Below are 20,142 nucleotides of genomic sequence, written 5' to 3' on the forward strand. Positions count from 1 at the left end.
TCTAATGGCCTAATGGGCGGATTGCGCGGGTCGCGCGCCCGCCTGCGGCAGGGCTTGCGCCCCCTCTCCCGCAGCGCTCGTGCCCGGGACACTGCTATCTGAAGTTCCCTGGCCCGCCGGCGTTTTCTGGTCCGCCGGCCCCTTGCCCGCGCTTTCGGCGCCCTTGCCCGACTGCGCGGCGCCGGACTGGGAAATCTCGTCGATCCGCGGATCGTTCCAGTCGCCCGTCACGCGATATTGCACCGTCATGGCCTTGGAAAGCGGCGCGCGCAGCAGCCACTGCGTCAGGAAGGCGCCGATGCCGATGATGGGATTGACCGCGATGCCGGCCGCAATGGCCGCGCCGCTCACGTCCAGGTTCGGCACCACTACCGCCTGCAAATCCAGCTTCTCGGTGTTCAAGTCTGTAGTGCCGCCGATCACGATGGTGCCCGCGGGCCCGGTCACGCGATAATTGTCGGTGGACATGACGCCCTTGGCTATGGCGACCGTGCCGCGCAGATTGTCGAAGGGGAAACCGTCTTTGAGCAGGCTGCCGAAGCTGAAGTTCAGGGTCGCCAGGCGCCGTACGGATTGCAGCGAAAGCAGCTCCAGCAGGCGCGCCGACTTGGAATTGATATTGCTGAAGCGCCCTTTTTGCAGGCTGAATTCGAGCTTGCCGTTCAGGTCGGACTTGCGATATTCCCAGGGCAGGTTGAGCCATTGCAAGCGCCCCTTTATGGTGCCGTGGCCGCCGCTCATGGTGTTCTTGAACCCCATCTGGTCCATGTAGGCACCGATGTCGGTGGTGTCGATCTGCGCGTCCACGGTCAGGCCGCGGTCCGGCCCTTCGAGCCGCCAACTCCCCGAGCCCCGCAGTTTGGTCGACGCCCCGTCCAGGCTGAGCTTTTCCAGGCGCCAGAGCCTGCCGCGCGATTCGTTGACGCCGGTCAGCGACAGGCGCCCCATCTCGTGCCCGTAGAGGCTGAAATGTTCCGCCTGCAGGTTCACGCCCGGAATATCCAGGCGATCGTCCAGCTTGGCCGCGTCCTGCTCCTGGCTGCCCGCGTCATCGTCCTTGCCGCCGCCCAGCGTCAGGCGGGAGAACTTGGCATCGACCTGGCCGTCTATCCTGCCTTGCGCCTCGCGCCAGAATATCGTGCCGGCCGTGCCCGAGGACTGGATCTCGGCACGCCACTGCATGGGCGCCGGACGGCGCGCGCTGAAAGTGGCCTGCGTAAGATCCAGGCCGCGCAGGCGCAACAAGCCGGCGCGCAGGTCCAGTTGCTGCAATTCGGGCAGCACCGGCGGCCCCTTGCGCGCCGGGGTATGCGGCAGCAGCGTCGAGAATTCGTCCACGACCGTATCCCAGGCCCTGGCGTCGATCTGCGGATAGTCCGCCGCCACGGCCAGGCCCTGGGCCGGAACCTCGGGCTTGAGCCCGATGCCGACCGCCCCCGCGCGGAAGTAGGCCGGGATCTTGCGCCCCGGCACATGCAATAGCTGCAGCGACACATCGGCGCCCAGGCTGGCCGCCAGCCGCATTTCCTTGCCGCCGGGCACGGCTTCCCAGCTCACGCGCAAGGGCAGGCTGGCCGCGGCGGACTTGGCGAGCGGCGCGGGCAAGTCCAGGGCCAGACCCTGCAGCGTCGAGTCGGCCGTGATTTTCATGGGCTTGCCGCGCGAGGACTGGATCAGCGCCTCATAGGCGAATTTGCCGTGCAAGCGCTTCATGCCCACCAGGCCCACGTACTGCGTCAGGGCCGAGGCCGTGGCATGGCCGCGCAGCTTCAGCCCCGGCTGGCCGCCGCCCAGGCCGCCGGTCAGGTTCACGGACCCGCCCAGGAACTCGGCCTCCAGGCCGTCGGCCTGCATGCCCCGATCGGAAAAATCGAGTGCGCCCGTGACGCGCCGGAAATCCGGCATCTCGGGCATCAGCGACACGGAACCGCCGTCGAACAGGATCTGCCCCTGCACCGTCGTGTCTTCGCTGTGGCGCAAAGGAATGTCGAAACGGATGGGAACCTGCCAATTGCCCTGCGCGCGCGCCTGGTCGAAATCGCCGCCCAGCAGCCCGCCCAGCGGCGTGCTGCCCAGCAGCGACAGATAGGCCGGGGCCGGGGCGCGGCTGTTCCCGTCTATCTGCAGCACCGAGTTGTGCTCGAGGTTGGCGATGCGGGCCTTGAGCCCGCTGAGAGCTATCTGCTGACCGGCGACCGGGCGCATGGTCGCACTGTCGGCATTGAGCCGCAGGTCGACCCGGTGCAGGGTCACCGTGCCGCGCATGTCTTCCAGACGCGGCCAGCCCGGCTTCTTGCCTTGCGGCGGCAGGTAGTCGATGATGCCGTCGCGGTAGCGGCCCTCGATGCTGAAGTCGCCGCTGCCGGGATGGTCGCCGAAGGGAAAATATTCCATGTCGCCCTGCACGCGCACCGCGGCATTCAGGATCTGCCCGCCCACCAGGCCATGGGCCATCCATTGGCGCGCCTCGAGATTGACCGTGCTGGGCAGGTAGTCGTCGATGGCGTCTATGGACGCGCGCGCGAAAACCCCGCGGATGTCGGCGATGCCAGCCGGGCCGCTGCCGCCCTCGCGCCAACTGCCGTGCAGGCGGGCATCCATATCCTGGTTGACCACCCGAGATCCGGACACGGCGACGGCCAGGGCCGAATCGGCGCCGCGCATCAGGCTGCCGTCGACGGCGACCTGGTCGAAGGACAGCGGATGCACGAAGACCTCGCCCGCCTCCACGCGCAGGCCGGTCGTGTCGAAGTGGAATTCGATTTCGGGGCCGGCGGGCGCGAGGGTGGCGGCGACTGAGCCGGCTACAGTGGCAGGGCTGGCCGAGGAGCTCGCCGGCGTTGCTAGTGCTGGTGCCGCTGGTGACGCTTGCCCGATTTGAGCCGCAAGCGTTGCGGATGACGCAGGTGCATCTGGTGTCGCCTGTGTCGCCGGTGTCGCCGGTGTCGCTGGCGCCGCCGGTGCCGCCGCAGCCGTCTGGCCCGCGGCGGGCGCAACTTCCGTCTCGCCTTGCTGCGGAAAGATGCGCTCGAAGGCGTTCCAGGCCCCGGTCAGGAACAGGCGGCTGGCATCGCTTTGCACGCTGGCTTGCGGCCCCATGCTCCAACGGCCATGCTGCACGGCTATGTCCGCCACCAGGTGCGCGGGCTTGCTGTCGCGCACATCGAGCCAGGACTTCAGGGACACTTCTCCCGATTCCAGATTTTCGGGCAGGTCGAACCAGGGCTTCCAGCCCAGCGGACGCACCCGTCCCATGCCCGCATACACCTGGCCGTTCCAGGCCGGCGCCGCGTCCGCGCCATCGGTGGAAAAATCGCCGCGCACGTCCAGCGTGCCGCCCAGCGCCTCGGGCGGCGTGGCTACCAGCGAGAACTGGTGGCGCTGCGCCTGGTTGTGGATTTTCAAGGTGACATGCTGCAGCACCAGTTCGGGAGCGTGGCGCGTCTGGTCGTCCCAGCGCAAGGTTGCGTCGCGCAGCACGATCTGCTGCTGGACGGCAAGCCAGCGCAGGCCCGCGCCATCGCCGCCGGCCACCGGGCCGCCCGCATCGGACCCGAAAGAATAGCCGGGAATCTGCAGGCGCCCCGAGGCATCGCGCTGCACCGCGAGGTCCATGCCGGAGACTTCCAGCAGGACGAAGCGCAAGGATCCTTGCAGCAGGCTGCGCCAGCCCAGCACGGCGCGGATCCGCGGTACGTGCAGCGAGCTGTTGCGGGCGCCGTCGGTGAAGTCCACGCCCTCCAGTTGCAGCGAGGGGTTCAGGCCCTTCCATTCGGCAGCCACGTGCCGCAGCGTGACGCGCGCATCCAGCGCGGTCGACAATTGCCTTTCAATATAGGGGCGCCACGTGTCGATGTGGGGCAGGACCACGTACCGCAGCCCCAGCGCAGCCACGGCAAGCAGCAAATAGACAGCCAGCGCCACACGAACCAGAATGCGGACGAAACCCGAAATGTGACGCACGGAATGAATTAGCCAGAGGAGGAGGATTTGCAGTATCTTGGGAAGCCCTGTACAAATCGACCCGGCCGCGGCGCCTCGGGGCGCACCAGGCTCGGGCCATTTGTCCGGCACTTCTCATGCAAGTCTTATACCTGAAATCACCCCGATCGTCCTAGACTATTTGTAAACCCATGCCCACACACGACACCCTGGAGCCGGCGCTGCGCTGGTCGGGAGCACTGCGCCGCAAGACCTCCGCCCATGCCGATTTCGGCCTATGGCTGGCCCAGGCGCAGCGCCAGCCGGTAAGCGCCGGGCTGATCCATGACTGGTACGCGGAACTGGCCGGGTCCGCAGCCGTCGCCGACACCGCCGTGATACGGCGCGCGCTGCGGCAGTTGCGCGACCGGGTGTTCTACACCTTGCTGGTGCGCGACATAAACGGCGCGGCCCCGCTGGCCGAAGTCGTGGGCGCCATGTCAGCCCTGGCCGACCTGGCTGTAGGCCAGGCCTACCACTGCGTGGCCGCCGATCTTGCGCAGGTGCACGGCGTGCCGCTGGACCCCGCCACCGGCTTGCCGCAGGAAATGCTGATCCTGGGAATGGGCAAGCTGGGCGGCGAAGAACTGAATGTCTCGTCGGACATCGATCTCATCATGCTGTACGGCGAAGAAGGCGAAACCACCGGGCGCCGCAAGATCAGCCATCACGAGTTCTACGGCCGCCTGACCCAGCGCATGATGCCGATTCTTTCCGACCCGGACGCCAATGGGCAGGTGTTCCGTACCGACCTGCGCCTGCGGCCCGACGGCGACTCGGGGCCGCTCGCCTGGAGCCTGGACGCGCTCGAGAACTACCTGGTGACCCAAGGGCGCGAATGGGAACGCTACGCTTGGCTCAAGGCGCGGCCCATCGCCTGCAGCGCCTTCGAGGGCAGCGACCCGGCGCGCCAGGTCGCCCAGCTCGAGGCCCTGCGCACGCCCTTCGTCTACCGCAAATACTTCGACTTCGACGCCCTGGCGTCGCTGCGCGCGCTGCGCGAACGCATCCGCCAGGACTGGCAGCGCCGCGCCATGGCACGCAACGGCGTGGACACCACCCACAACATCAAGCTGGGCGACGGCGGCATACGGGAAATCGAATTCGTCGTGCAGCTCACCCAGCTCATACGCGGCGGGCGCATGCCCTCGCTGCAGCAGCGCAACTTGCTGGAAGCCCTGTGCCGCCAGAAGGACGCCGGCATAGTCTCGGCCGAGGATGCCCGGCGCCTGGAAGACGCCTATGTTTTCCTGCGACGCACCGAACACATGCTGCAGTATCGCGAGGACGAACAGACTCATCTGCTGCCCGCCGATCCACAACTGCGCGCCGGGCTGGCCGCGGCCATGGGCATGCAGGCGCAGGAATTCGAGGCCGCGCTGGACATGCACCGCGGCTTCGTGGCGCAACTGTTTCGCAACGCGTTCCGCATCGCCGGCATGGGCGATGACGAAAGCAGCGCGAAATGCCAGGCTGCCGGCGCCGGCGACCTGGGCACGCATATCCGCAGCGAACTGGGCGCGCCCAGCGACACTCTGGACCAGCGCCTCGAATCGCTGCTCGAAAGCCACCGCATACGCAGCCTGCCGGAAACCAGCCGGCGCCGCCTCGAGGCGCTGTTGCCGGCCGTCATCAGCGCGGCTGCGCGCACCGCAAACCCCGAGCAGACGGCAGTGCGGCTGTTCGACCTGATCGAGCAAGTGGCCCAGCGCAGCGCCTACCTGGCACTGCTGGCGGAATATCCCGAGACACTGGCGCGGCTGGCGCGGCTGGTGGCCGCCAGCCCCTGGGCATCCCAATACCTGGGCCATTATCCGCTGCTGCTGGACAGCCTGATCGAATGGCGCTCGCTGCTGGCGCCGCCCGATTTCGGCCAGATCTCGCAGCAGATGCGCACCGACCTGGACGCCTGCGTGCTGCCCAATGGCCGGCCCGACATCGAGCAGCAGATGAACCTGATGCGCGACGTGCAGCGCCAGGTCAGCTTCCAGTTGCTCGCGCAAGACCTGGAAGGCGTGCTCAGCGTCGAAAAACTCGCCGACCAGCTCTCGGCGCTGGCCGACATGTTGCTGGCCGAGGCCGTGCACCGCGTGTGGCCCCTGGTGCAGCCGCGCGGCACTGCGCCCGAAACGCTGGCGCCGCCGAAATTCGCAGTCATCGCCTACGGCAAGCTGGGCGGCAAGGAAATCGGCTACGCCTCCGACCTCGACCTGGTCTTCGTCTACGAAGACGCCCGCGAAGACGCCATCGAGATCTACACCAGGCTGGGGCAGCGCATGACGACCTGGCTGGCGACCATGACTTCCTCGGGGCGCCTGTACGAGGTGGACTTGCGCCTGCGGCCCGACGGCGAGGCCGGCCTGCTGGCCGTGTCGCTGGACGCTTTTGCCCAATACCAGTTCGAGCATGCCTGGGTATGGGAACACCAGGCCCTGACACGCGCCCGCTACGCCGTGGGCGACGCCGAGGTGGGCCGCCGCTTCGAGCAGATCCGCCGCGAAGTGCTGCTGCTGCCGCGCGATCCGCAAGTCCTGAAGCAGGAAGTACGGGCCATGCGCGACAAGATCAGCGCCGGACACCCCAATCATTCGGACGAATTCGACGTGAAACACGACCGCGGCGGCATGGTCGACGTGGAATTCGTCACCCAGTACCTGGTGCTGTCCCAGGCATGCAAGCATCCCGAACTGCTGGACAACCTGGGCAATATCGCGCTGCTGCGCCTGGCCTCGCAGGCCGGCCTGGTCGACGCTGGGCTGGCCGCGGGCGCGGCCGATGCCTACCGCGCGTTTCGCAAGCTCCAGCACGAGCTGCGCCTGCAGGGCGCCGAAAAGGCGCGCGTGCCGGCCAGCCGCCTGAGCACCGAACGCGAGACCGTGCTCAGGCTCTGGCGGGCGGTGATCGGCGATTGAATCGGCGATTGAAGGCGGTGTCCGCATGGCCGGGGCCGCGCGGGCACACCGGGGCTGCACCGAGCCAGCGCCGCCGGCCGGCCGGCATGGTTCGGCAAGCCGCGGCCGGTGTGCCGGCCACCTGCGTGTCGGCCACCAGCGTGTTACCCACCGGCGCGCCGGCCAATAGCCGGCGCCGGCGGCGTGGCGTTAAAATGCGGCGCATAAGCCCGCATATCGATACGCCCGCGCGAGCGCGACACCGCGCCACGGGCCGCGGCGTCCGCCCGCGGACGCCGGCCATCCAGGACCCCGGCCATGAACTCCACCCAACGCCCCAAGCTCGAACTTCCTCCCGGCCACAGCAAGGTGCTGCTGCATTCCTGCTGCGCGCCCTGCTCGGGCGAAGTCATGGAAGCCATACTCGCCTCGGGCATCGACTATTCGATCTATTTCTACAACCCCAACATCCACCCCGATCGCGAATACGAGATCCGCAAGAACGAGAACATACGTTTCGCGGAACAGCACGGCATCGAATTCATCGACGCCGACTACGACCGCGACAACTGGTTCGAACGGGTCAAGGGCCTGGAAAACGAGCCCGAACGGGGCCGGCGCTGCACGGTGTGCTTCGACATGCGTTTCGAGCGCACCGCCCTGTACGCCCACGAACACGGTTTCGACACCATCACCAGCTCGCTCGGCATCTCGCGCTGGAAGGACATGAACCAGATCAACGGTAGCGGCGAACGCGCCGCGGCGCGCTACCCCGAGCTGGTCTACTGGACCTACAACTGGCGCAAGGGCGGCGGCTCGGCGCGCATGATAGAAATCAGCAAGCGCGAAAACTTCTACCAGCAGGAATACTGCGGTTGCGTCTATTCGCTGCGCGACACCAACCGCCATCGCCGCGCCCAGGGCCGCGACCGCATACACATCGGCGTCAAGTACTACGGCATGGACGACGACGACCAAGATGCCACGCCGCCGGATAGCGGCGCATAAAACCTGGGGCCAGCACTGGCCCCTCTCGGGGCGCCCTGTCAACCCATAGGTAAAGAGCAGGCGAGCCTTCGAATAAAAAAAAGCGAGGCCGGATATACTCCAGCCCCGCTTTTTCCTGCACGACACGCGGCGCACCGCGCCGCGCTACTGGCACCTTTTACTGCAAGGTGCGCGAGAACACGAACTTGTCGTTCTTCCAGTCCACGGGCACCACATCGCGAGGCCCGAACTTGCCTTCCAGGATCAGCTTGGCCACCGGGTTCTCGATGTACTGCTGGATGGCGCGCTTCAAGGGCCGGGCGCCGAACACCGGGTCGAAGCCGCTGCGCGCCAGTTGCGCCACGGCGATGTCCGAAACCTCGAGCCGCATGTCCTGAGCCGCCAGGCGCTGGGCCAGCAGCCGCAGTTGTATGCGGGCAATCGCCTCGATGTGCTTGGCATCCAGGCCGTGGAACACCACTACCTCGTCGATACGGTTGAGGAACTCCGGCCGGAACGCGGTCTTGAGCTCGTCCCAGATGACTTCCTTGACGACGTCGTAAGGCTGCCCCGCCATGCTCTGGATGTGCTGCGAACCGAGGTTCGAAGTCATCACGATGACAGTATTGCGGAAGTCCACCGTGCGGCCCTGGCCGTCGGTCAGGCGGCCGTCGTCCAGCACCTGCAGCAGCACGTTGAAGACATCCGGGTGCGCCTTCTCGACTTCGTCGAGCAGGATGACGCTGTAGGGCTTGCGCCGCACCGCCTCGGTCAGGTAGCCGCCCTCTTCGTAGCCGACATAGCCCGGAGGCGCACCGATCAAGCGGGCCACCGAGTGCTTCTCCATGAATTCGCTCATGTCGACGCGGATCAGGTGATCGTCGGAATCGAACAGGAAGCTCGCCAGCGCCTTGGTCAGCTCGGTCTTGCCTACGCCCGTGGGCCCCAGGAACAGGAACGAACCGTAGGGCTTGGAGGGGTCAGACAAGCCGGCGCGCGAACGCCGTATGGCATCGGACACCAGCTTCACCGCCTCGTCCTGGCCCACCACGCGCTGGTGCAGGAAGTCTTCCATGCCCAGCAGCTTGGCGCGCTCGCCCTGCATCATCTTGGACACGGGGATGCCGGTGGCGCGCGAAACGACCTCGGCGATTTCCTCGGCGCCGACCTGGGTGCGCAGCAGTTGGGGATTGTTCCCCTCGATCTTCTGCTCGCCCGATTCCGCGGCCTTGAGCCTACCTTCGAGTTCGGGCAGCTTGCCGTATTGCAATTCGGCAAGCTTGTCGAACTGGCCCTTGCGCTGCAGTTCGGCCATTTCGGAGCGGGTGCGCTCGATCTCTTCCTTGATCGCCTGCGTGCCCTGCACGGCGGCCTTCTCGGCCTTCCAGATCTCTTCGTAGTCGTTGTACTCGCGCTGCAGCTTTTCGAGCTCGTCCTCGATCGCCTTGAGGCGGCGCAAGGAGGCTTCGTCGGTTTCCTTCTTGACCGCCTCGCGCTCGATCTTGAGCTGGATGATGCGGCGGTCGAGCTTGTCCATGACCTCGGGCTTGGAGTCGATCTCCATGCGGATGCGCGCCGCGGCTTCGTCGATCAGGTCGATTGCCTTGTCGGGCAGGAAGCGGTCGCTGATGTAGCGGTTGGAGAGCTCGGCCGCAGCCACGATGGCCGGATCGGTGATCTCGACGCCGTGGTGCAGTTCATAGCGTTCCTGCAGGCCGCGCAGGATGGCGATGGTCGATTCCACGTCGGGCTCGTTGACCAGCACTTTCTGGAAGCGGCGCTCGAGCGCGGCATCCTTTTCGATGTACTTGCGGTATTCGTCCAGCGTGGTCGCGCCTATGCAATGCAGCTCGCCGCGCGACAGCGCCGGCTTGAGCATATTGCCGGCGTCCATCGCGCCCTCGGCCTTGCCCGCGCCCACCATGGTGTGCAGCTCGTCGATGAAGACGATGGTGCCGCCGGCGTCCTGGGAAAGTTCCTTGAGCACTGCCTTGAGCCGCTCTTCGAATTCGCCGCGGAACTTGGCGCCGGCCAGCAGCGCAGCCAGGTCCAGAGACAGCAGGCGCTTGCCCTTGAGGGTCTCGGGGACTTCGTTGTTGACGATGCGCTGCGCCAGGCCTTCGACGATGGCGGTCTTGCCCACGCCGGGCTCGCCGATCAGCACCGGATTGTTCTTGGTGCGGCGCTGCAGGATCTGGATGGTGCGGCGGATTTCGTCGTCGCGGCCGATGACCGGATCGAGCTTGCCCTGGCGAGCGCGTTCGGTCATGTCCAGGGTGTACTTGGACAGGGCTTCGCGATTGGATTCGCCTTCGGAATCGGACACCGCATCGCCGCCGCGCACGGCGTCGATCGCGGTTTCGAGCGCTTTGCGCTGCAAGCCGGCTTCGCGCAGGATGCGGCCGGCCTCGCCCTTGTCGTCGGCCAGGGCGAGCAGGAACAACTCGCTGGCGATATAGGAATCGCCGCGGCGCGCCGCTTCTTTGTCGGTGCGCGTGAACAGGCTTTGCAGATCGCGGCTGACCTGGATGTTGTCTTCCGAGCCCTGCACTTGCGGCAGGGCCTCGATGGCCGTGTTCAGGGCCGGCACGACCCGGTTGACGGACACGCCGGCGCGCGCCAGCAGGCTGCCGGCGCCGCTGTCGCCATCGGCAAGCATGGCCGCCAGCACGTGCACCGGCTCTATATAGGGGTTGTCATGGCGCGCAGCCAGGCTTTGGGCCTCGGCAACGGCCTGCTGGAACTTGGTGGTGAGTTTGTCGAATCGCATGATTGTTTCGTGTCGATAGAGTGGGAGCCAGGGAAGCTCTGAACCGGTGACTCGAATCTGATGCGCCCGCTGGAGTATGGGCTGGCCACGCGGGGCTTGTTCAGGGCTACGTTATTGCTCGAATGATGACAATGTGCGGCCGATCCGGTTTTTTTCAAGACGCCGGCCCGCCGCCCGCCGCGGCTGCCCCTTCCGGACGACGGGGCGTCCATGCCTGCTACGCGCATTTACTTTACTCTTTTACCTCTTTTGCTGCGCCGTGCCTATGCTGCGGTCTACACAGCGTTTAAACTCCACTCAGCAGCCCATTTTCGCTCAACCGGAGGTACTGTCATGCGTGGGGTAATCAAGAAATGGGGTAACAGCGCCGCGGTGCGCCTGCCTTCGTCCATGATGAAAACGCTCAAGCTCGACCTCGAGGACGTCATCGACATCAACGTCGAGCACGGCGCCATCGTCATCGCGCCGGTGCGCGCGGAAGAATACATACTCAGCCAGTTGCTGGGCGCGATCAAGCCCAGGAACCTGCATGCGGAAGTCGATTTCGGCGCGGCATAGAATACGAGAAAGCCATCATGAGCAAGCGCTACACCCCCAATGCCGGCGATGTCATTTGGCTACACTTCGACGTGCCGCGCGGCGCCGGCGTCCCCGACCACAAGCCGGCGGTCGTACTCAGTCCCCTGTCCTACAACAAGAAAACCGGCCTGGTCGTCTGTTGCCCCGTAGTCGCACAGGCCAAGGGCTACCCCTTCGAGGTCGCTCTGGCCAAGACCGAAGGCGGCGTCGCCCTGGCCGACCAGGTCAAGAGCCTGAACTGGACCTCCAGCAAGATCAGCCACCAGGGCCGCATCGACTCCTCTGAACTGGCCGAGATCCGCGCCAAGCTCCACGCCCTGATCTTCAAGGACTGAACCTTCAGGGCCGAGGCCGGCGCGGCGCCCGCCGAACCGGCCATGCCTTTGCCCGACGCCCGCGCGCCGCGCCGAAGTACGCGTTTCCGGTGCAGCCCGGCGACGCCCGGCGCTGCGTCCCCCGCCGATGCCTGCTCTTGGGCATCCCCGATACCGCACGTGCCTCGACGGGCGCCGTTTTCATGCGGGCCGCCCGTCATTGCTGCCCGCCGTTCCCGCCTGCCGTTCCTGCCTGCCGTTCCTGCCCGCCGCTCCTGCCCACCGGTTCCGCTCTCCGGTTCCGCCGCCATCCCTGCCCGCCATCCTCCTTTCAGCCTGGACGCCTCGCGCGGCGCCAAGCCGGCGCCCACGGCGGCCGGCTGCGCGCCCGAGGGCCCGCGGCCTGCACCCCGGACTTTCCCTTCAATCATGCCTTCCAGAATGTAAATTTCAGTAAATTCAGTGAAAACAACTGCAAATTCAGCCAACTAGCGTATATGTCATATATGTCAAGAGCCATACAATCGTTTCAAAGCATGAGCAACTTTCCAACACAAATGGTCACAGCATGGACAAATTCAAACAGCTTGAAAGTTTTGTGGCCGTCACCCAGCTAGGCAGCTTGTCGGCCGCGGCGCGGGCCGAGGGCATCGCCCCTGCCATGATGGGCAGGCGCCTGGACGCGCTGGAAGCCCGCCTCGGAACCCGGCTGCTGCTGCGCTCGACGCGTCGCCTGCTGCTGACCGACGCCGGCCAGGCCCTGCTGGAAGAAGCGCAGCGCATACTGCGCGATCTGTACGACACCGAGACGCGCATCACGCAAGGCAGCCTCACCCCCGCGGGGCATTTGCGCATCTGCGCTCCGCGCATTTTCGGCCGCGTCTGTGTGGCCCCGCTGGTGCCGCAGTTCAACCAGCAGCACCCGCAGATCACCGTATCGCTGGACTTGAGCGACCGGCAAGTGGACGTCACCGCCGAACGCTACGACTGCGCCATACGCCTGGACAACCCGGAAAGCTCGGGGGCCCAGGGCCTGGCGATTGCCCAGAGCCGCCGCATCGTCGTCGGTTCCCCCTCGTATCTTCAGGCGCACGGCACGCCGCGCAGCCTGGACGATCTGCAAAAACATAATTGCCTGTCCGTGGCCGAGCGCGGGCGCGACACCACCTGGATGTTTCGGCACAAGGGGCGGGCGCGTGAAGTACAGATCGCCTCCGACATGGCCTCCAACGACGAAGCCGTGCTGCTGGGCTGGGCCCTGGCCGGCTGCGGGCTGTTGCGGTGCTATGACTGGGAGGCCAGGGACGCGCTCAAGCAAGAGCGGCTCGTGAGCGTCCTGGACAACTATGCGCCGCCCGCCCACCAGATTCGCGCCGTCACGCCCGAGCAGAAATACCTGCCCCCGCGCCTGCAGGCTTTCCTCGATTTGCTGCAAAAGCACTGCACGCAACAGGACGCCTGACAGACGGTCCGGACGGCTGCAGCCGCCCCAGGCAGCGCGGGGCCGGACGATATAATTGCAGTATTCCTTCCGCCCTCCGGATCCGCCGGCCTCGCATGCACAAACGCATTACCGTTACATCCGACCGCTGCTCCACCTGCATGCTCGGCGACTTGTGCCTGCCATTGGGCATGTCGCAGCGCGACCGCCAGGTGCTGGACCAGATCATCAAGGAACGCATCCGCCTGCCCAAGGGCGGCTCGCTGTTCCAGGCGGGCGACGCGGTGACGGCCGTCTACGGCATACGCTCGGGCTCGATCAAGACCCAGCTCGAAGACGCCTCTGGCCAGGTGCAGATCACGGGTTTTTTGCTGCCCGGCGAAATCGTGGGGCTGGACGGGCTGCTGCAATTGCGCCAGGTCTCGCACGCGGTGGCACTGGAAACCACAGAAGTCTGCGTCATCCGCCTGGACGAAATGGACGGTCTCGCCCCGCATTTGCCCTCGTTGCAACAGCAGTTCAGGCGCCTGCTCAGCAAGGAAATAGGCAGGTCCCAGCAAATGACCGCGACCCTGGCGCTGCTGCGCTCCGACCAGCGCGTGGCGGCCTTCCTGCTGAATATATCGCAGCGGCTGGCGGCCCTGGGATACTCCGCCGAAGCCTTCGTGCTGCGCATGAGCCGCGCGGAAATCGGCAACTACCTGGGCCTGACGCTGGAAACCGTAAGCCGCTGGCTGTCGCGCTTCGCACGCGACGGCCTGATACGCCTGCAGCAACGCGAAGTCACCTTGCTGCAGCCGCAGGCGCTGCAGCAACTGGCGGGCACGGCCTGCGACTGAAGGCCAAGCGGCCTCGCCGCCCATGAACGAAAGGCCGGCAGCCATGGCTGCCGGCCTTTCGCCGCTTTCCGGCCTTATCGGGCGGCCGGAACCTGCATCAGGCGACCTTCAGGCCCGGCTCCTTGGCGGCTTCGAACTGGGCCTCTTCGGTCGACCCGGTCAGGGCCGTAGTCGAAGACTGGCCGCCCTCGATGGTCTGGGTCACCGCATCGAAGTAGCCCGTTCCCACCTCGCGCTGGTGCTTGACGGCGGTAAAGCCCAGCTCGGCCGCGGCGAACTCCTTCTGCTGCAAATCGACGAAGGCGCTCATCTGGCGGCGCGCATAGCCATGCGCCAGTTCGAACATGCCGTAGTTCAAAGCGTGGAAGCCGGCCAGCGTGATGAACTGGAACTTGTAGCCCATGGCGCCCAGTTCTCGCTGGAACTTCGCCACCGTGGCGTCGTCCAGGTTCTTCTTCCAGTTGAACGAGGGCGAGCAGTTGTAGGCCAGCATCTTGCCCGGGAACTGGCGATGGATCTCCTCGGCGAACTTGCGCGCGTATTCCAGATTGGGCGTGGACGTTTCGCACCACAGCAGGTCGGCATAAGGCGCGTAGGCCAGGCCGCGCGAAATCGCCTGGTCGATGCCGGCCTTGGTGCGGAAGAAGCCTTCCACCGTGCGCTCGCCGGTAATGAAGGGCCGGTCGTTCTCGTCCACGTCGCTGGTCACCAGATCGGCAGCATCGGCATCGGTACGCGCCAGCAGCAGCGTCGGCACGTTCGACACGTCGGCCGCGAGCCGCGCCGATACCAGTTTGGACACCGCCTCGCGCGTGGGCACCAGCACCTTGCCGCCCATGTGGCCGCACTTCTTCACCGAGGCCAGTTGGTCTTCGAAGTGCACACCCGCGGCGCCGGCATCGATCATCGCCTTCATCAGTTCGAAGGCATTGAGCACCCCGCCAAAACCGGCTTCGGCGTCGGCCACGATGGGCGCCAGGTAATCCACGTAGTCTTCCTCGCCCGGATTCTTGCCTTCCATCCACTGGATCTGGTCGCAGCGAGTCAGCGAATTATTGATACGGCGCACCACCTGCGGCACCGAATTGGCGGGATACAGCGACTGGTCGGGGTACATCTCGCCCGCGCCATTGGCATCGCCCGCCACCTGCCAGCCCGACAGGTATATGGCCTTCAGCCCGGCCTTCACCTGCTGCATCGCCTGATTGCCCGTGAGCGCGCCCAGCGTGTTGACGAAGGGCTCGGAATGCAGCAGCGACCAGAGTTTCTCCGCGCCGCGGCGGGCCAGCGTGTGCTCGACCACCACCGAGCCGCGCAGCCGTATTACTTCCTCGGCGCCGTAGCCGCGCTTGATGCCCTGCCAGCGGGCGTCCTCGGCCCAGCGCTTCTGCAGATTGCGGATTTCGGTTTCACGTGTGCTCATGGTGCTGCTCCTGAAGAGTGAAAGAAAGGTAGAAAAACCGGTGGAGACCATGGAGAAATTCTACGTTCCTGCTGCAGGGCAAACAGCACATATATCTTATATAAGATGAATTATTTTTTATCTATAAATCAATATATTGAAAATTTTATTTTGTAATATGAAACGATTTTTCCCGCTATGAAAAATGAATTGCTGTCTCGCAGCATAGCGTTTTTATATTGCGCGAATAGCTTCTCACAATATGAAAAAGGGCCGCCCCGCACGCTACAATATCGCTTCCATGACCGATCCCAAGCTCCTGCACGCCCCGCTGGGCCACGACGTGGCCTACCCCCGCAGCTACGACCCCGGGCTGTTGTTCCCCATCGAACGGCAGGCCAGCCGCGCCAGCCTGCCGCAGCCCCTGCCTGCCTGGCACGGAGCCGATATCTGGAACGCCTACGAAATTTCATGGCTGGATCCGCGCGGCAAGCCGGCAGCCGCGGCCGCCAGCTTCGTCTTCGCGCAGCACAGCCCGCGCATCGTCGAATCAAAGTCGTTCAAGCTGTACCTGAATTCCTATAATGAAAGCCGCCACGAATCGGCCGCGCAGGTCCGCGACCTGATGCAGCGCGACCTGGAACATGCCTGCGGCGCGCCGGTCGAAGTGCGGATCCATGCGCTGGACATGCCGGGTGGAGCCGGGCGGGCCGAGGCCATTGGCACGGATGCTGCCGAAGCCCCCGCGGACGGCCCGTGCGCCGCGCCGCGCCCCCTGCCGGGCCGGAACATAGACGCCCTGGACCTCGACATCGCGCACTACACGCCCGCCCCCGAGCTGCTGCGCCTGGCCGCGGACGCGACACGGGTCGAAGAAACCCTGGTGTCGGACCTGCTCAAGACCAACTGCCCGGTCACCGGCCAGCCCGACTGGGGCAGCGTGCAGATCCGCTATGCCGGCGCGCGCATCGATCCTGCCGCGCTGCTGGCCTATATCGTGTCGCTGCGGCATCACAACGAATTCCATGAGCATTGCGTGGAGCGCATGTACTGCGACATCTGGCGCGCCTGCCGCCCGGAGGCCCTGTTCGTCTACGCCCGCTACACCCGCCGCGGCGGGCTGGACATCAACCCCTGGCGCGCCAGCCACCCCGCCCGGGTCGACAATATACGCACTGTCCGGCAATAAAAAAGGCGCCGTGGCGCCTGATTGCCGGACACAGCACGCTGCAGCCGCATGCAAGCCGCGAGATGGGAAAATCCCGGCGGCATGCCGGCCGCATATATAGATAGAGATAGAGGACGTGAAGGAATTCAGACGCCGCGGCTGCGGATTTCCGGCCACGCGCGGCGCAGGTAATAGCACATCGACCAGACCGTGAGCACGGCGGCGATGACGATCAGCACCCTGCCGATCCACTGCAGCGACACCCCGTGTATGGGCTGCCAGTACAGCAGGCACGGTATCGCCACCATTTGCGCGGCCGTCTTGAACTTGCCCAGCCTGTGCACCGCGACGCTGCCGCTGGCGCCGATCTTGGCCATCCATTCGCGCAGCGCTGAAATCGTGATTTCCCGGCCTATGATGATGAGCGCAATGAACGAATCGACGCGGTTCAGGTCCAGCAGCACCAACAGCGCCGCGCACACCATGAGCTTGTCGGCCACCGGGTCGAGGAAGGCGCCGAAAGCGGAAGTCTGGTTCCAGCGCCGCGCCAGCCAGCCGTCGAACCAGTCGGTCAGCGCGGCAATGATGAAGGCCACCGCCGCGATCGCATCGCGCGCCGGCACCCAACCGTCCGGCAGGTAGAACAGGCCCACCACCAGCGGGATCATGGCGATGCGCAGCCAAGTAAGGAAGATCGGTACGTTCAGCGGCATAATGGGCACAATACTACATTATCTTCGCGGCGCTATCGCAGGGCCTGGTAGATGCGTTCGGCAAGCTCGTCGGAAATCCCTTCCACCGAGCGCAAGTCATCGACGCTTGCGCCGACCACCCCCGAAAACCCGCCGAAGCGCGCCAGCAGCTTCTGGCGCCGCTTGGCCCCCACCCCTTCGATCTCTTCCAGGCGCGACACATTGCGCGCCTTGGCGCGGCGCGCGCGCATTCCGGTGATGGCGAAACGATGCGCCTCATCGCGCACTTGCGCCACCAGCATCAGCGCCGCGGACTCGGGCCCCAGCGCAAGCGGCGCGCGGCCGTCGGCAAACACCAGCGTCTCCAGCCCGACCTTGCGCCCTTCCCCCTTGGCCACTCCGACCAGCGTGTGGATGTCCAGGCCGAGTTCCACGAACACCTGGCGCGCTACCTCCACCTGCCCGCGGCCGCCGTCGATCAGCACGATGTTCGGCATCGGGGACTGGCCGTCGGCCACCCGGGCGAAGCGCCGGTTCAGGGCCTGGCGCATGGCGGCATAGTCGTCGCCCGGCGTGATGCCGGCGATGTTGTAGCGCCGGTACAGCGAGGGCTGCATCTCGTGGTGCATGTACACCACGCAGGAAGCCTGCGTCGCCTCGCCCGCCGTATGGCTGATGTCGAAGCACTCGATATGCATGGCGTCCAGCGCCGCCTCGTCCGTGTCCATGTCGAGCAGGTTCGCCAGCTCGAGGGTGCGGGCGGCGCGCGCGCTGGATTCCGACAGCACGCGGGCGAGCGCCAGCTCGGCATTCTTGAGCGCCTGTTCCAGCCAGGTCTTGCGCATGCCTTGCGGCCGCGTCAGCACGCGCGCCTTGACCCCGGTCTGTTCGGCCAGCAGGCCCATCAGGTCGGGATCCGACAGGGGATGCGAACACACCAGCACGGCCGGCATGGCGCCGTCCAGGTAATGCTGGCCGACGAAGGCGCTGAGCACGTCGCCCGGCGTGTCGTCCTGGGCATGCGCGGGGAAGAACGGCTTGTCGCCCAGGTGCCGCCCGCCGCGGATCATCGCCAGGTTCACACACACGCGCCCGCCGGAATTCGCCAGCGCGATCACGTCCACGTCGTCGTTGCCGACCTTTTCCATGGTCTGCTGCTGCAGCACCCGCGCCAGCGCGCCCATCTGGTCGCGCAGCGCCGCCGCCTGCTCGAAGCGCAGTTCGTCGGACGCCTGCTGCATGCGCTTCTCGATATCCTGCAGGACTTCCGTGGCGCGGCCGTCCAGGAAGCGCAGCGCGCGGTCCACGTCGGCCAGGTATTCTTCCGGGGTGATCAGGCCCACACAGGGCGCCGAACAGCGGCCGATCTGGTACAGCAGGCAGGGCCGCGAACGATTCGCGTACACGCTGTCCTCGCAGGTGCGCAGCCGGAACACTTTCTGCAGTATCTGGATCGTCTCGCGCACCGCCCAGGCATTCGGATACGGGCCGAAATAGCGCCCCTTGCCCTTGGTGCTGCCGCGGTAGTAGGCGATGCGCGGCGCGCGGTGATCGGTGACCGCCAGGTACGGGTAGGACTTGTCGTCGCGAAACAGGATGTTGTAGCGCGGCTTGAGGCTCTTGATGAGATTGTTTTCCAGCAGCAGCGCCTCGGCCTCGGAGCGCGTCACCGTCACCTCCAGGCGCGCCACGCGCGACACCATCTGCGCGATGCGCGGGCTGGCCAGGTTCTTCTGGAAATACGAAGAGACGCGCTTCTTGAGGTCGCGCGCCTTGCCCACGTACAGCACCTCGCCGGCGGCATCGATGTGCCGGTACACGCCAGGCAGGTGCGGCAGGTCAGCCAGGAACGATTTCAGATTGAAGTCTTCGGGCATATTGATAGCGTTCGTTCGCCTGCAGCGCGTCCCAGGAGGGCGCCGCCCCGCGCGGCATCAGGCGCCGCAAGCGGGCGATCGACGCGGCCTGCGGCTCGAGGCGCAGCCGCTCCAGCAGTTCGTCGGCCAGGTCGGGACGGTTGCACACCAGCACCATGTCGCAACCGGCGCCCAGCGCGGCCTCGGCACGGGCCAGGATATCGCCCGCGACCGTCGCGCCCTGCATGGTCAGGTCGTCCGAAAACACCACGCCGTCGTAGGCCAGGCGCTCGCGCAGCACCGACTGGATCCAGCGGCGCGAAAAGCCCGCGGGTTGGGCGTCGACTTGCGGATAGATGACATGCGCCGGCATCACCGAAGGCAAGACCATGTCGCCCAGCCAATCATAGGGCGCGGCATCTTCGGCCAGGATTTCTTCCAGGCCGCGCGGGTCCACGGGAATCTCGTGGTGCGAGTCGGCCTGCACCGCGCCGTGGCCCGGGAAATGCTTGCCGCAGGCGGCCATGCCGGCCAGCATCAGGCCCTGCACCAGCGCGCGCGCCAGCACGGCGACCACGCGCGCATCGCGGTGGAAAGCGCGGTCGCCGATGACGCCGCTAACGCCGTAGTCCAGGTCCAGCACCGGCGTGAAGCTCAGGTCCACGCCGCAGGCGCGCAGCTCGGCGCCCAGCACATAGCCCGTTTCGCTTGCCAGCCGCAAAGCGCGCAGCGCATCGCGCATCCAGAGTTCGCCCAGGCGGCCCATGGCCGGGATCCGTGTGAAGCCATCGCTGCGGAAACGCTGCACGCGGCCGCCTTCGTGGTCGACCGCAATCAGCAAGGGCTCGTCGCGCAGCGCGTGGATGTCGCGGCAGAGCTTCTGCAGTTGCGCACGGTTCTCGAAATTGCGCGCGAACAGGATCACGCCCCCGACCAGCGGATGGCGCAGGCGGCGCTTCTCGTGCGCGGTCAGGCCGGCGCCGGCCACGTCGACCATGACGGGCCCGGGCGGCAGGACGGTTGTTTTTCTGGACTGGGGCATCGCTTGCTGCAACTCCTGGATGTTAGGGAAATATGAGATCGAGCCTGTAATGCAAATATAGAGAAAAAAAATAGCGGGTGGGCGGTATGGCCGGCCGGTAAGGGGGCTGCTACGATCCCCCGCCCGGCAGTTCGCGCGCCACCGGCTGGATGGGGCTTGGGCAGGCCTATGAATCGACGC

The 20,142-nt window shown here is 66.0% G+C and carries 13 protein-coding genes; 7 read left to right on the forward strand and 6 right to left on the reverse strand.

The window, feature by feature from the left end:
• Window positions 1–9 precede the first annotated feature (9 nt).
• Window positions 10–3,963: a YhdP family protein gene (locus KVP10_RS02925; RefSeq protein WP_217962937.1), complete on the reverse strand. Its 3,954-nt coding sequence runs from the start codon at window positions 3,961–3,963 to the stop codon at window positions 10–12.
• 170 nt (window positions 3,964–4,133) lie between these two features.
• On the opposite strand from KVP10_RS02925, the gene glnE reads away from it, so the two are divergent.
• Together glnE and KVP10_RS02935 are read left to right on the forward strand one after the other, a co-directional pair.
• Window positions 4,134–6,893 carry a bifunctional [glutamate--ammonia ligase]-adenylyl-L-tyrosine phosphorylase/[glutamate--ammonia-ligase] adenylyltransferase gene (gene glnE, locus KVP10_RS02930; RefSeq protein WP_217962938.1) on the forward strand — a complete coding sequence of 920 codons (2,760 nt, stop codon included), beginning with the start codon at window positions 4,134–4,136 and terminating at the stop codon, window positions 6,891–6,893.
• Window positions 6,894–7,190: 297 nt separating this feature from the next.
• Window positions 7,191–7,880, forward strand: coding sequence for an epoxyqueuosine reductase QueH (locus KVP10_RS02935; RefSeq protein WP_217962939.1), 690 nt, complete (start codon window positions 7,191–7,193; stop codon window positions 7,878–7,880).
• A 157-nt stretch (window positions 7,881–8,037) separates the two neighbouring features.
• Here the strand turns inward: KVP10_RS02935 and clpB are convergent, their stop codons facing one another.
• Window positions 8,038–10,629 carry an ATP-dependent chaperone ClpB gene (gene clpB, locus KVP10_RS02940; protein WP_217962940.1) on the reverse strand — a complete coding sequence of 864 codons (2,592 nt, stop codon included), beginning with the start codon at window positions 10,627–10,629 and terminating at the stop codon, window positions 8,038–8,040.
• Between the two features lie 333 nt (window positions 10,630–10,962).
• On the opposite strand from clpB, the gene KVP10_RS02945 reads away from it, so the two are divergent.
• From KVP10_RS02945 to KVP10_RS02960, 4 genes are all read left to right on the forward strand, one after another.
• On the forward strand, window positions 10,963–11,187 hold the full coding sequence (locus KVP10_RS02945) for an AbrB/MazE/SpoVT family DNA-binding domain-containing protein (RefSeq protein ID WP_217962941.1): 225 nt from the start codon (window positions 10,963–10,965) through the stop codon (window positions 11,185–11,187).
• A gap of 17 nt (window positions 11,188–11,204) precedes the next feature.
• Window positions 11,205–11,543, forward strand: a complete 339-nt coding sequence (mazF, locus tag KVP10_RS02950; protein ID WP_217962942.1) for an endoribonuclease MazF — start codon at window positions 11,205–11,207, stop codon at window positions 11,541–11,543.
• 547 nt (window positions 11,544–12,090) lie between these two features.
• On the forward strand, window positions 12,091–12,984 hold the full coding sequence (locus KVP10_RS02955; RefSeq protein ID WP_217962943.1) for a LysR family transcriptional regulator: 894 nt from the start codon (window positions 12,091–12,093) through the stop codon (window positions 12,982–12,984).
• Window positions 12,985–13,079: 95 nt separating this feature from the next.
• Window positions 13,080–13,802 (forward strand): helix-turn-helix domain-containing protein, encoded by a 723-nt coding sequence (locus tag KVP10_RS02960; protein ID WP_217962944.1) that lies wholly within the window; start codon window positions 13,080–13,082, stop codon window positions 13,800–13,802.
• A 97-nt stretch (window positions 13,803–13,899) separates the two neighbouring features.
• Here the strand turns inward: KVP10_RS02960 and aceA are convergent, their stop codons facing one another.
• Window positions 13,900–15,225 (reverse strand): isocitrate lyase, encoded by a 1,326-nt coding sequence (gene aceA, locus KVP10_RS02965; protein WP_217962945.1) that lies wholly within the window; start codon window positions 15,223–15,225, stop codon window positions 13,900–13,902.
• Window positions 15,226–15,466: 241 nt separating this feature from the next.
• On the opposite strand from aceA, the gene queF reads away from it, so the two are divergent.
• Window positions 15,467–16,393 (forward strand): NADPH-dependent 7-cyano-7-deazaguanine reductase QueF, encoded by a 927-nt coding sequence (queF, locus tag KVP10_RS02970; RefSeq protein ID WP_376810901.1) that lies wholly within the window; start codon window positions 15,467–15,469, stop codon window positions 16,391–16,393.
• Window positions 16,394–16,518: 125 nt separating this feature from the next.
• Here the strand turns inward: queF and pgsA are convergent, their stop codons facing one another.
• Genes pgsA through nagZ form a run of 3 tightly spaced genes read right to left on the reverse strand, consistent with a single transcriptional unit; the run spans window position 16,519 to window position 19,962 of the window.
• Window positions 16,519–17,085, reverse strand: a complete 567-nt coding sequence (pgsA, locus tag KVP10_RS02975; RefSeq protein WP_217962946.1) for a CDP-diacylglycerol--glycerol-3-phosphate 3-phosphatidyltransferase — start codon at window positions 17,083–17,085, stop codon at window positions 16,519–16,521.
• Between the two features lie 32 nt (window positions 17,086–17,117).
• Window positions 17,118–18,941 (reverse strand): excinuclease ABC subunit UvrC, encoded by a 1,824-nt coding sequence (gene uvrC / locus KVP10_RS02980; RefSeq protein ID WP_217962947.1) that lies wholly within the window; start codon window positions 18,939–18,941, stop codon window positions 17,118–17,120.
• A complete protein-coding gene (gene nagZ / locus KVP10_RS02985; protein ID WP_217962948.1) occupies window positions 18,904–19,962 on the reverse strand; it encodes a beta-N-acetylhexosaminidase in 1,059 nt (352 codons plus the stop codon). Before nagZ ends, uvrC begins: the two co-directional genes overlap by 38 nt.
• Between the last annotated feature and the right edge of the window lie 180 nt (window positions 19,963–20,142).

Source organism: Candidimonas humi, assembly GCF_019166065.1.
Lineage (GTDB): Bacteria > Pseudomonadota > Gammaproteobacteria > Burkholderiales > Burkholderiaceae_B > Candidimonas > Candidimonas humi.